Raw genomic sequence first — 13,941 nt, 5'->3', positions numbered from 1 at the left:
CAACTGCTCACGATCAGCGGCCGCCACCACACCCCGGTGCTCCAACTGCGCCCGCGTCGTCGCCGCCGAGAACCCCACATCGGCGAGCGACAGCTCCGGCCGCGCCACCAGGTGCGCCCGCAGCCGCTCCGCCTGCGCCCGCACCGCCGCCGCACTGCGACCCGACACCGGCACCGCGACCGCTGCCGCCGGGACCGGCTGGGCCTCGACCTGCTCGGACGGCTCCGCCGCCGGCGCCTCCTCCAGGATCACGTGCGTGTTCGTCCCGCTGACGCCGAACGAGGACACCGCCGCACGACGCGGCCGCCCGTCCACGACCGGCCACTCCCGCGCCTCGGTCAGCAGCTCCACCCGGCCCGCGTCCCACTCCACGTGCGGCGAGGGCTCGTCGACGTGCAGGGTCTGCGGCAGCACGCCGTTGCGCATCGCCATCACCATCTTGATGACGCCCGCGACACCGGCCGCCGCCGAGGTGTGACCGATGTTCGACTTGATGGACCCCAGCCACAGCGGCTCCCCGGCGCGGTCCCGGCCGTAGGTGGCCAGCAGCGCCTGGGCCTCGATCGGGTCGCCCAGCTTGGTGCCGGTGCCGTGGCCCTCGACGGCGTCCACGTCGTCCGCCGACAGCCCCGCGTTGGCGAGCGCGGCCCGGATCACCCGCTCCTGCGACGGGCCGTTCGGGGCCGTGAGGCCGTTGCTCGCGCCGTCCTGGTTGACGGCGCTGCCCCGGACCAGGCCCAGGATCCGGCGGCCGTTGCGCTGCGCGTCCGACAGACGCTCCAGCACGAGCAGGCCCATGCCGTCCGAGAAGCCGGTGCCGTCCGCGGAGGACGCGTACGCCTTGCAGCGCCCGTCCTCGGAGAGGCCGCGCTGGCGGCTGAACCCGACGAGCAGGTCCGGCGTGGCCATCAGCGAGATACCGCCGACCAGGGCCAGCTCGCACTCGCCCGCGTGCAGGGACTGCGAGGCGAAGTGCAGGGCGACCGACGAGGAGGAGCACGCGGTGTCGACGGACACCGCCGGGCCCTCCAGGCCGAGCGTGTAGGCGATCCGGCCGGACACCACGCTGGTCGTGGTCCCGGTGAGGTGGTAGCCCTCCAACTCCGGTGCCATCGTGGAGTGGTAGCCCGAGGGGACGGTGCCGCAGAAGACGCCGGTGTTGCTGCCGCGCAGCGAGGTCGGGTCGATACCGGCGTGCTCGAACGCCTCCCAGGAGGCTTCGAGCAGCAGGCGCTGCTGCGGGTCGGTGGCCGTCGCCTCGCGCGGGCTGATGCCGAAGAACTCGGCGTCGAACTCCCCGATGCCGTGGACGAATCCGCCGGCCCGGGTGTACGCGGTGCCCGCGTGGTCGGGGTCCGGGTCGTACAGGTTGGCCAGGTCCCAGCCGCGGTCGGACGGGAACGGGCCCATCGCGTCCCGGCCCTCGGCGACCAGCTGCCACAGCTCGTCCGGCGAGGACACCCCGCCCGGAAACCGGCAGCTCATGCCGACGATCGCCAGCGGCTCGGCGGAGTCGACGCGCCGCGCCCGGGCGGCCTTGGTCCGGCCGCTCACGGGCTCCACCGCGATCTGCGCGACCAGCAGGCGCGCCACCGCCGCCGGGGACGGGTGGTCGAACACCAGGGTGGCCGGCAGGCGCACGCCCGTGGACTGGGTGAGCCGGTTGCGCAGCTCGACCGCGCTCAGCGAGTCGAAGCCGATCTCCTGGAAGGCGCGCTCCGGGTCGATCGCGGTGGCCGAGGCGTGCCCGAGCACGCCCGCGACCTGCGCCAGCACCAGGTCCAGCGCCACCCGCTCGCGGTCCGCCTCCGGCACGCCCGCGAGACGGCGGGCCAGCGACCCGCCGGTCTCCGCGCGCCGGGCCGGAGCGGGCGCGAGCCCGCGCAGCAGCGGCGGCAGCAGGCCCGCTCGGGCCTGGGCGCGCAGCACGGCCAGGTCGAGCTGGACGGGCGCGAGCAGGGCCTCGTCCGAGGTCAGGGCGCGGTCGAACAGGCTCAGGCCGAGCTCGGCCGTCAGCGGCTTCGCGCCCATCCGCTCCAGCCGGGCCAGCTCCGCCCCGCCCAACTGGGCCGCCATCCCGGCGGCTTCGGACCACAGGCCCCAGGCCAGCGAGGTCGCGGGCAGGCCGGCGGCCCGGCGGGACGCGGCCAGCGCGTCCAGGGCCGCGTTCGCCGCCGCGTAGTTGCCCTGCCCCGGGCTGCCGATCAGGGCGGCCACCGAGGAGAACAGCACGAACGCCTTGAGATCGGAGCCCGCGGTCAACTCGTGCAGGTGCCAGGCCGCTTCGACCTTCGGCCGCAGCACCCGCTCGACCTGCTCGGCCGACAGCGACCCGATCACACCGTCGTCCAGCACACCGGCCGCGTGCACCACGCCCGTCAGCGGACGCTCCAACCCGCCTAGCACCGCCGCCAGTTGCGCACGGTCCGCGACGTCGCACGCGACGACCCGCGCCGACGCGCCCAACTCCGCCAACTCCGCCACCAGTTCGGCCGCACCCTCGGCCGCCGGACCACGCCGGCTCACCAACACCAGGTGCCGCACGCCATAGGCGCTCGCCATGTGCCGCGCGAAGACCGCACCCAGACCACCCGTACCACCGGTGACCAGCACCGTGCCCTCGGCATCGAACTCCACCGCCGCCGACTCACCGACCGCAGCCTTCACCAGGCGCGGCGCGAACAGCTTGCCGTCCCGCACCGCCAGCTGCGGCTCGTCGGTGTCGAGCAACGCGGCCCAGTCCGGCTCGGAGCCGTCCAGGTCCACCAGCAGGAACCGGCCCGGGTGCTCCGACTGCGCACTGCGCAGCAGACCCCACACCGCCGCCTGGGCGACGTCCGCCGCCCCGCCGTCCACCGCCACCGCGCCCCGGGTGACCAGCGCCAGCCGGGCCTCGCCCGACCAGTCGTCCGTCAGCCACTGCTGCACCAGGGCCAGCGCCTCGGCCACGGCCTCGCGGGCCGCCTCGGCCCGGCTGCCGTCCGCCGGGCCGGCGACCGAGGCCACCACCAGCCGGGGAACCTCGCCGCCCTCGGCCAGCGCCTTGCCCAGCGCCGCCAGGTCCGCGAACCGCTCGCCCGCGAGGCCCGCGAGGCCTGCGTCGCCCGTGTCGCCCAGCACCGCCACCCGGACGGCCTCACCGGCGGCGGACGCCACCGGCGCCCAGCCGAGCCGGTACAGCGGGCTCTGCGTCGCGCCGGCCCGCGTCAGCTGCGCCCGGTCGACCGGACGGAACACGAGCTGGTCCATGCTGAGCACCGGCTCGTCGTGCTCGTCGACGATCTCGATGCGGAACGCGGCCTCACCGGCCGGGGTGAGCCGGGCGCGGGCGTGCGAGACGCCGCTGCGGTGGAGCCGGACGCCGTTCCAGGAGAACGGCATGACGAGGGTGTCGTCGGGCTTCTCGCCGAAGAGCGAGCTCTGCACCGCCGAGTCGAAGAGCCCGGGGTGGATGCCGAAGGCCGTCCGGGTGTCGGCGTCGTCCGGCAGGGCCAGTTCGACGTAGACGGCGTCCTCGTCCTGCCACGCCTCGACGACGCCCTGGAACAGCGGGCCGTAGTCGTAGCCGATGTCGGTCATGCGGGTGTAGAGCGCCTCCGGGGACAGCGCCTCGGCGCCCGGCGGCGGCCACTCGACGTCCCACCCGGGCGCCGACGACTCGTTCGCCGCCAGCCAGCCCCGGCCGTGGCAGGTCACCTCGCTCGACGCGTCGGCGTCCTGGCCCTCGGGGTGCGAGAAGAGGACGAACTCGCGGCGGCCGTCCGCGTCGGCCTGGCCCACGGTGATCTGCAGGCGGCGCGCGGCGGTCTCGTCCAGGGCCAGCGGCGCCTCGATGACGAGCTCGTCGAGCACCGGGCAGCCGACCTCGCGGCCGGCGGCCAGGCTCATTTCGACCAGCGCCACGCCGGGCACGACGACGGTGCCCATCACGACGTGGTCCCGCGTCCACGGCTGGGCCTGGGTCGAGATGCGGCCGGTGAACAGCCACTCGTCGCGGTCGCCGATGAGCGCGCGGCCGGCCAGCACGGGGTGCTCGACGGCGATGAGCCCGGCGGCCGTGACGTCGCCGCCCAGCGCGGACGGCATCAGCCAGAAGCGTTCGCGCTGGAAGGCGTAGGTGGGCAGGTCGACGCGCCGGGCGCCGGTGCCCGCGTAGTAGGCGGCCCAGTCCACGGCGACACCTGCCGCGTACGCCTGGCCGAGGAAGCCCGCGAAGGTCTCGCGGTCGTCCTGCTTGGCGCGCAGGGCGGCGGTGAACGCGGCGTCGGCGTTCTCGTCGACGCACTGGCGGGCCATGGCGGTGAGCACGGCGTCGGGGCCGAGCTCCAGGAAGCGGCGAACTCCCAGGCCCCACAGGGTGGTCACGCCGTCGGCGAAGCGGACGGCCTGGCGCACGTGGCGGACCCAGTACTCGGCGTCGAAGGCCTCGACCAGGGCGCCGGTGACGTTGGAGACCACCGGGATCCGCGGCTTCGCATAGGTCAACTTCTGCGCGACCGCGCGGAATTCGTCCAGCATGGGCTCCATGCGCGGCGAGTGGAACGCGTGCGAGACCCGCAGCCGCGTCGTCTTGCGGCCCTCGACCCTGGGCAGCCACTCCTCGGCGGCGTCCGCGTCACCCGAGACGACGATCGCGGTCGGCGCGTTGATCGCCGCGATCTCCAGCCGGCCCTCGAAGCCGGCCAGCGACTCGGCGACCTCGGCCTCGGTGGCCTGCACCGCCACCATCGCACCACCGGCGGGCAGCGCGCCCATCAACCGGCCACGCGCCACCACGAGTTCGGCGGCATCCGCCAGCGACAGCACACCCGCGACATGCGCGGCGGCGATCTCGCCCACCGAGTGACCGACCAGGTAGTCCGCCCGCAGCCCCAGCGACTCCGCCAGGCGGAACAGCGCCACCTCGACCGCGAACAGCGCCGCCTGCGTGAACTCGGTCGCGTTCAGCTCCTCGCCACCGGCCGCGATCAACTCCCGCACCGAGCGGCCCAGTCGGGCATCCAGCTCGGCGCAGACCTCGCTCAGCGCCCGCTCGAACACCGGGAACACCCCGGCCAGCTCCAGGCCCATCCCGGCCCGCTGCGAGCCCTGCCCGGTGAACAGGAACGCCGACTTGCCGCCGACCGCACCCGTCCCCGCCGACACCCCGGCCAGCCGCTCCGCCAGCTCGTCCCGCCCCGAGGCCACCACGACCGCACGCCGCTCCAGCAGCGCCCGCGAGACAACCGAGGAGTATCCGAGGTCCGCGACGGACGCGTCCGGATCGGCGGCCACGAACGCCCGAAGCCGCTCCGCCTGCGCCCGCAGCGCCACGTCGGTGCGTGCCGACAGCACCACCGGCACCGCGCCCGCCGGACGGACCGGGAGGGCCTCGTCCTCGGCAGCGGCCGCCGGGGCCTCCTCCAGGATGATGTGCGCGTTGGTGCCGCTGACGCCGAAGGAGGACACGGCGGCCCGGCGCGGCCGCTCACCGGCCGGCCAGTCCCGCGCCTCGGTCAGCAGCTCGACCCGGCCCGAGTCCCAGTCCACGTGCGCGGACGGCTCGTCGACGTGCAGGGTGCGCGGCAGCACGCCGTTGCGCATCGCCATGACCATCTTGATGACGCCCGCGACACCGGCGGCGGTCGAGGTGTGGCCGATGTTGGACTTGATGGAGCCGAGCCACAGCGGCTCGCCCTCGCGCTCGCGCCCGTACGTCGCCAGCAGCGCGTGCGCCTCGATCGGGTCGCCGAGCACCGTGCCGGTGCCGTGGCCCTCGACGGCGTCCACGTCGCCCGTCGACAGCCCGGCGTTGGCGAGCGCCGCCCGGATCACCCGCTCCTGCGACGGGCCGTTCGGGGCCGTCAGACCGTTGCTCGCGCCGTCCTGGTTGACGGCGCTGCCCCGGATCAGGCCGAGGATGCGACGCCCGTTGCGCCGCGCGTCGCTCAGCCGCTCCAGCACCACCAGGCCGAGGCCGTCCGAGAAGCCGGTGCCGTCCGCCGAGGACGAGTACGCCTTGCAGCGCCCGTCCGGGGCGAGGCCGCGCTGGCGGCTGAACTCCATGTGCAGGAACGGCCCGGCGAGCACGGTCACGCCACCCGCGAGCGCCAGCGAGCACTCCCCCGCCCGCAGCGCGTTCACCGCGAGGTGCAGGGCGACGGCGGAGGCGGAGCAGGCGGTGTCGACGGACACGGCCGGGCCCTCCAGGCCGAGCGCGTACGCCATCCGGCCGGACACCACGCTGGTCGTGGAGCCGGTCAGCCGGAAGCCCTCGATCTCGGGCAGGGCGCCGGCCGGCATGGCCGCGTAGTCGGACGGGCCGACGCCGCAGAAGACACCGGTGGAGCTGCCGCGCAGGGTGTGCGGGTCGATGCCCGCGTCCTCCAGCGCCTCCCACGCCGACTCCAGCAGCAGGCGCTGCTGCGGGTCCATCGCGGTCGCCTCGCGCGGCGAGATGCCGAAGAACTCGGCGTCGAACTCGGCGGCGCCGTCGATGAATCCGCCCTCGCGGGCGTAGACGGTGCCGAGCGTGTCGGGGTCCGGGTCGTACAGCTTCTCCAGGTCCCAGCCGCGGTCGGTCGGGAACGGGCCGATGCCGTCCCGCCCCTCGGCGACCAGCTGCCACAGCTCCTCGGGCGAGGTCACCCCGCCCGGGTAGCGGCAGCTCATGCCGACGATCGCCAGCGGCTCGCCGTCGCGCGACTCGTACTCGCGCAGGCGCGCACGGGCCTGGTTGAGGTCGCTCGCCATCTTCTTGAGATAGCGGGCGATCTTCTCCTGCTGCTCGGTGTTCTCTGCCATGTCAGCGCCCCCTGTCACGCTTCGCCGAACTCGGCGTCGATCATTTGGAAGACCTCATCCAGATTGCTGGCCGCTTCGATCCGCTCGGCCGTGCTCTCCGCCTGCCCGTCGTCGTCGGCGACGACGGACAGCAGGCGGCGCAGTCGCTCGGCCACGTGGCGCCGATCGGTGTCGGCGATCGCGGTGAGCATGTCTTCCAGCTTCGTCAGTTCCTTGTCGATGGGCGCCTCGGCCGGCTCGTCGCCGCCGCCGAACTCGGCGAGCAGGAGTCGCGCGATCTCCGCGGGCGTCGGGTGGTCGAACACCAGCGTCGCGGGCAGCCGCAGGCCCGTGGACTGGGTGAGCCGGTTGCGCAGGTCGACGGCGCCGAGCGAGTCGAAGCCCATCTCCTGGAAGGCCCGCTCGGGTTCGATGGCCGCGGCCGAGGTGTGGCCGAGGACGGCCGCCACGTGGGTGCACACCAGGTCGAGGACGACGGCCGGCCGGTCCGCGACGGCGACGCCCGCCAGCCGGTCGCGCAGCGACACCGTCGAGGTGTCCACCCGCCGGGCGGGGGCGGGCGCCAGCCCGCGCAGCACGGCCGGGATCACGCCGTCCCGGGCCTGGGCCCGCAGGATCCCGCTGTCCAGCTGGACGGGCGCCAGCAGGGCCGCGTCCGAGGCCAGCGCCCGGTCGAACAGGCTCAGGCCGAGCTCGGCCGTCAACGGCTTCGCGCCCATCCGCTCCAGCCGGGCCAGCTCCGCCCCGCCCAACTGGGCCGCCATCCCGGCGGCTTCGGACCACAGACCCCAGGCCAGCGAGAGCGCCGGCAGACCCGCCGCACGGCGGGACGCGGCCAGCGCGTCCAGCGCCGCGTTCGCCGCCGCGTAGTTGCCCTGCCCCGGGCTGCCGATCAGGGCGGCCACCGAGGAGAACAGCACGAACGCCTTCAGGTCGGAGCCGGCCGTCAACTCGTGCAGGTGCCAGGCCGCTTCGACCTTCGGCCGCAGGACGCGCTCGACCTGTTCGGCCGACAGCGACCCGATCACACCGTCGTCCAGCACACCGGCCGCGTGCACCACGCCCGTCAGTGGACGCTCCAACCCGCCCAGCACCGCCGCCAGTTGCTCGCGGTCCGCGACGTCGCACGCGACGACCCGCGCCGACGCGCCCAACTCCACCAACTCCGCCACCAGTTCGGCCGCACCCTCGGCCGCCGGACCACGCCGGCTCACCAACACCAGGTGCCGCACACCATAGGCGCTCGCCAGGTGCCGCGCGAACACCGCACCCAGACCACCCGTACCACCGGTGACCAGCACCGTGCCCTCGGCATCGAACTCCACCGCCTGCGGCTCACCGGCCGCAGCCTTCACCAGGCGCGGCGCGAACAGCTTGCCGCCACGCAGCGCAAGCTGCGGCTCGTCCGCCGCCAACACCGCACCCCAGTCGGCCGCCTCGGCATCGGAGCCGTCCGCGTCGACCAGCAGGAACCGGCCCGGGTGCTCCGACTGCGCACTGCGCAGCAGACCCCACACCGCCGCCTGGGCGACGTCCGCCGCCCCGCCGTCCACCGACACCGCGCCCCGGGTGACCAGCGCCAGCCGGGCCTCGCCCGACCAGTCGTCCGCCAGCCAGGAGCGCACCATCGCCAGCGCCCGGGTCACGGCCTCGCCGGCCGCGTCGGCCGAGCCGACCCCCTGGGCGTCCACCGCGGCCACCACCAGCTGCGGCACCTCGCCGCCCTCGGCCAGTGCCCGGCCCAGCGCGGCCAGGTCCGGGTGGGCCTCGCCCGCGCCGACCGCCGCGACCCGCAGGTCCGACGCCCCGGAGCCCGCCGGCACCGGCACCCAGTCCAGCCCGTACAGGTGGCGCTCGCCGTCCCGCCGGGCCGCCTCCAGGTGCGCCTGCTCCACCGGGCGGACGTCCAGGCGCCGCAGGCAGGCCAGCGGCATGCCGTCCTCGCTCGCGATGTCGAGCTGCAGCGAGGTCGGGTCCGGCAGCGAGATCCGCACCCGGATCCGGGTGAGGCCGAAGCGCTCCAGCTGCACGCCGGACCAGGAGAACGGCAGGCCGCTCGGGTTGCCCTCGCCCATGTCGAGCATGCCGAGCCCGCCGTGCAGCGAGGAGTCGAACATCGCCGGGTGGATGGCGAAACCGTCCGGCGAACCGGCCTCCTCGGGCAGCGCCAGCTCGGCGAAGACCTCGCCGTCCCGGCGCCAGGCGGTCCGCACGGCGCGGAAGGCCGGGCCGTAGTCGAAGCCCGCGTCGGTCAGGTGGGCGTTCTTGTTGAGCATCGAGTACAGCTCGGACACCGCCAGCGGCTCGGCGTCGGCCGGCGGCCACGGGACGGGCAGCTGCGGCAGCGGCTCCGCGTTCGCGGAGATCCAGCCGCGGGCGTGGCAGGTCAGCTCGGTGGCCTCGTCCTCGCCCGCCTCGACCCGGGAGAACAGCGCGAACTCGCGCCGGCCGTCCTCGCCGGCCGGACCGACGGTGATCCGGATCTGCCGGGTGAGGTCGTCCTCCAGCACCAGCGGCGCGGCGATGACCATCTCGTCCACGACCTCGCAGCCCAGACGGCGGCCGATGGTCAGCGCCATCTCGACCATCGCCGTCCCGGGCACCAGGACGATCCCGAACACCTGGTGGTCGCGGGTCCACGGCTGGCTCTCCTGCGACATCCGGCCGGTGAACACCCACTCGTCGCGGTCGCCGACCTGCACGGCCGCCGCCAGGATCGGGTGCCGCATCCGGTCCAGCCCGGCCGTCGCGACGTCGCCGGTGGCGGCCTTCGGCGAGAGCCAGTAGTTCTCGCGCTGGAAGGCGTACGTCGGCAGGTCGACGCGCTGCGCGCCGGTGCCGGCGAACACGGCCGCCCAGTCGACCTTCGCACCGGCGGTGTGGGCCTGGCCCACGAAGGCGGCGAAGGTCTCGCGCTCGCCCTGCTTGGCGCGCAGCGCCGGGACGAACACCGCCTCGGCGTCCTCCTCGACGCACTGGCGGGCCATCGCGGTGAGCACCGCGTCGGGGCCGAGCTCCAGGAAGCGGCGAACTCCCAGGCCCCACAGGGTGGTCACGCCATCGGCGAAGCGCACCGCCTGGCGCACGTGCCGGACCCAGTACTCGGCGTCGAAGGCCTCCACCAGCGCGCCGGTGACGTTGGAGACCACCGGGATTCGCGGCTCGGCGTACGTCAACCCGGCCGCCACCGAACGGAATTCGTCCAGCATCGGCTCCATGCGCGGCGAGTGGAACGCGTGGGAGACCCGCAGCCGCGTCGTCTTGCGGCCCTCGACCCTCGGCAGCCACTCCTCGACCGCGTCCGCGTCACCCGAGACGACGATCGCGGTGGGCGCGTTGATCGCCGCGATCTCCAGCCGGCCCTCGAAGCCGACCAGCGACTCGGCCACCTCGGCCTCACCGGCACGCACCGCCACCATCGCACCACCGGCGGGCAGCGCGCCCATCAACCGGCCACGCGCCACCACGAGTTCGGCCGCATCCGCCAGCGACAGCACACCCGCGACGTGCGCGGCGGCGATCTCGCCCACCGAGTGCCCGACCAGGTAGTCCGCCCGCAGCCCCAGCGACTCCGCCAGGCGGAACAGGGCCACCTCGACCGCGAACAGCGCCGCCTGGGTGAACTCGGTGGCGTCCAGCTCCGTACCGTCCGCCGCCAGCAGTTCCCGCAGCGAGCGGCCGAGCCTCGGGTCCAGCTCGGCGCAGACCTCGGTCAGCGCCCGCTCGAACTCCGGGAAGGCGCCGGCGAGTTCCAGGCCCATCCCGGCCCGCTGCGAGCCCTGCCCGGTGAACAGGAACGCCGACTTCCCACCGACCGCACCCGTACCCGCCGCGACCGCGGCCAGCCGCTCGATCAGCTCGTCCCGCCTCGCAGCGACCACGACCGCGCGCCGCTCCAGCAGCGCCCGCGACGTGACCGAGGAGAGCGCGACATCGGCGACCAGCAGCTCGGGCCGCGCCAGCAGGTGCGACCGCAGCCGCTCGGCCTGCGCCCGCAGCGCCACGTCGGTGCGGGCCGAGAGCACCACCGGCACCGGGGTCGTCACCGGCACCGGGAGCGCGCCCGGCACCTCGGCCGGCGCCTCCTCGACGATGATGTGCGCGTTCGTCCCGCTGACGCCGAACGAGGACACGCCCGCCCGACGCGGACGCCCCTCGACGGCCGACCACGCGCGGGCCTCGGTCAGCAGCTCGACCTCGCCCGCCTCCCAGTCGATGTGCGGGGACGGCGCGTCGACGTGCAGGGTCTGCGGCAGCACGCCGTTGCGCATCGCCATCACCATCTTGATGACGCCCGCGACACCGGCCGCGGCCGAGGTGTGACCGATGTTCGACTTGATCGAGCCCAGCCACAGCGGCTCGCCGGCCCGCTCCCGGCCGTACGTCGCCAGCAGCGCGTGCGCCTCGATCGGGTCACCCAGCTTGGTGCCCGTCCCGTGGCCCTCGACCGCGTCCACGTCGGCGGCCGAGAGCCCGGCGCTGGCCAGCGCCGCCCGGATCACCCGCTCCTGCGACGGGCCGTTCGGCGCGGTGAGGCCGTTGCTCGCGCCGTCCTGGTTGACGGCCGTGCCCCGGATCAGGCCCAGGATCTTCCGCCCGTTGCGGCGGGCGTCCGACAGCCGCTCCAGCACCAGCAGGCCGACGCCCTCGGAGAAGCCGGTGCCGTCCGCCGCCGACGCGTACGCCCGGCAGCGCCCGTCCGGCGAGACCGCCCGCTGGCGGCTGAACTCGGTGAGCAGGTAGGGGCCGGCGAGCAGCGTGACGCCGCCGACGAGCGCCAGCGAGCACTCGCCGCCCCGCAGCGCCTGACCGGCCATGTGCAGGGCAACCGCCGAGGAGGAGCAGGCGGTGTCGACGGACACCGCCGGGCCCTCCAGGCCGAGCGTGTAGGCGATCCGGCCGGACACCACGCTGGTCGTGGTCCCGGTGAGGCGGTAGCCCTCCAGCTCGCCGGAGGACATGCCGCCGTAGTCGGTGGTCACGACGCCGGCGAACACGCCGGTGTCGCTGCCGCGCAGCGAGGTCGGGTCGATGCCCGCCTGCTCGATGGCCTCCCAGGAGGTCTCCAGCAGCAGGCGCTGCTGCGGGTCCATGGCCAGCGCCTCGCGCGGCGAGATGCCGAAGAAGTCGGCGTCGAACTCGCCGATCCGCTCCAGGAAGGCGCCGCCACGCATGGTGATCTTCCCCGGCCGGTCCGGGTCGGGGTCGAAGATGTCGCGGTCCCAGCCGCGGTCGGTGGGCAGCCCGGCGACCGCGTCGCGGCCGGCGGCGACCAGCTGCCACAGCTCCTCGGGCGAGGTCACCCCTCCCGGGTAGCGGCAGCTCATGCCGACGATCGCCAGCGGCTCGTCGGCCGCCGCCCGCCTGGGCCGGGCGGCGCGCTTCGGCGCCTCCGCCAGCCCGCCGACCTCGCCGAGGATCAGCCGGGCGACGGCCGCCGGGGTGGGGTGGTCGAAAATCAGCGTGGCGGGCAGCCGGACGCCGGTGGCCTGGGTGAGCCGGTTGCGCAGCTCGACGGCGCTCAACGAGTCGAACCCGAGGTCCTTGAAGGCACGTTCGGTGTCGACGGCGGCCGCCGAGGCGTGGCCGAGGACGGCCGCGACCTGCTCCCGCACCGCGTCCAGCACGATCCGCTCGCGCTCGGACCGCTCGACACCGGCGAGGCGCTGGGCCAGCGAACCGCCGCTCGCGGCACGGCGGGCCGGGACGGGCGCCAGGCCGCGCAGCAGCGCGGGCAGCAGGCCCGCTCGGGCCTGGGACCGCAGAGCGGCCGGGTCCAGCCGGACGGGCGCCAGCAGGGCGGCCTCGGAGCCGAGCGCCAGGTCGAACAGGTCGAGCCCGCGCTCCTGGGACAGCGCGCCGACGCCGGTGCGCTCCAGGCGGGCCAGGTCGGCCGCGTCCAACTGGGCGCCCATGCCGCCGACTTCGCCCCACAGGCCCCAGGCGAGCGAGGTCGCGGGCAGGCCGGCGGCCCGGCGGGACGCGGCGAGCGCGTCCAGCGCCGCGTTCGCGGCCGCGTAGTTGCCCTGGCCGGGGCTGCCGATCAGGGCGGCCACCGAGGAGAACAGCACGAAGGCCTTGAGGTCGGAGCCCGCCGTCAACTCGTGCAGGTGCCAGGCGGCTTCGAGCTTCGGCCGCAGGACGCGCTCGACCTGCTCGGCCGTCAACGCCTCGACCACGCCGTCGTCGACGACGCCGGCCGCGTGCACCACGGCCGTCAGCGGCTTCGCCAACCCGCCTAGCACAGCGGCCAGTTGCTCACGGTCCGCGACGTCGCACGCGACGACCTCCGCGACGGCGCCCAGCTCCGCCAGCTCCGTCACCAGCGCGGCGGCCCCCTCGGCCGCCGCGCCGCTGCGGCTGAGCAGCAGCAGGTCGCGCACGCCGTGCGCCGCCACCAGGTGCCGGGCGACGACCGCGCCCAGGCCGCCCGTACCGCCGGTGACCAGGACGGTCCCGTCCGCGTCGAACCGGACCGCCGGCCCACCGGCCGGCGCCTTCGCCAGCCGCGGCGCGAACAGCTTGCCGCCGCGCAGCGCCAGCTGCGGCTCGTCGGCAGCCAACACCGCTCCCCAGTCGGAGACTTCGGCATCGGAGCCGTCCGCGTCGACCAGCACGAACCGACCCGGGTGCTCGGACTGCGCACTGCGCAGCAGACCCCACACCGCCGCCTGGGCGACGTCCGCCGCCTCACCGGCCACCGACACCGCGCCGCGCGTCAGCACGACCAGCCGGGCCTCGCCCAGCCGCTCACTCGCCAGCCGTCCCTGCACCAGAGCCAGCGCCTCCGCGACGGCCGCGCGGGCAGCAACGGGGGCGGGGCCGCCGGGAGCGGAGAGCGTGGCGACGACGGCCTGCGGCGCCTCGGCGCCCTCGGCGAGTGCCTGCTCCAGCGCGGCCAGGTCCGGGTGGGCCCGGCCCGCGCCGATCCGGACGACGGCCGCAGCCCCAACGGTCGCAGCCCCGGCGGCCGCGCCGCCGACCTCGACCGGCGTCCACTCCACCGCGTACAGCGACTGCCGCGCGTCCCCGCGCTGGGTGCCGTCGATGGCCGCCTGTTGGACCGGGCGGACGATGAGGGAGCGTGCGGAGACGACGGGGGTGCCGTCCGGGTCGACGGCGTCCAGGCGCAGCGAGGTGCCGCCGGTCATGGTGGAG

2 protein-coding genes are annotated in these 13,941 nt (G+C 75.3%); both read right to left on the bottom strand.

Annotated features, from left to right (window positions below; all coding sequences use genetic code 11):
• Window positions 1-6,801: SDR family NAD(P)-dependent oxidoreductase (locus VM95_RS44920; RefSeq protein WP_425265393.1), on the bottom strand; the 6,801-nt coding region annotated here is incomplete at its 3' end.
• A complete protein-coding gene (locus tag VM95_RS44915; RefSeq protein ID WP_244179076.1) occupies window positions 6,798-13,934 on the bottom strand; it encodes a type I polyketide synthase in 7,137 nt (2,378 codons plus the stop codon). The genes VM95_RS44920 and VM95_RS44915, both read right to left, overlap by 4 nt.
• Window positions 13,935-13,941: the final 7 nt, after the last annotated feature.

It is taken from the genome of Streptomyces rubellomurinus (genome assembly GCF_000961885.1).
Classification (GTDB): Bacteria; Actinomycetota; Actinomycetes; order Streptomycetales; family Streptomycetaceae; genus Kitasatospora; species Kitasatospora rubellomurina.
Note: the sequence above shows the minus strand (reverse complement) of the source record. Positions and strands in the feature narration are given on the sequence as shown.

Coding starts and splice junctions, on each gene's coding strand:
- VM95_RS44915 (WP_244179076.1), bottom strand. CDS start 13,934: ATGACCGGCGGCACCTCGCTGCGCCTGGACGCCGTCGACCCGGACGGC.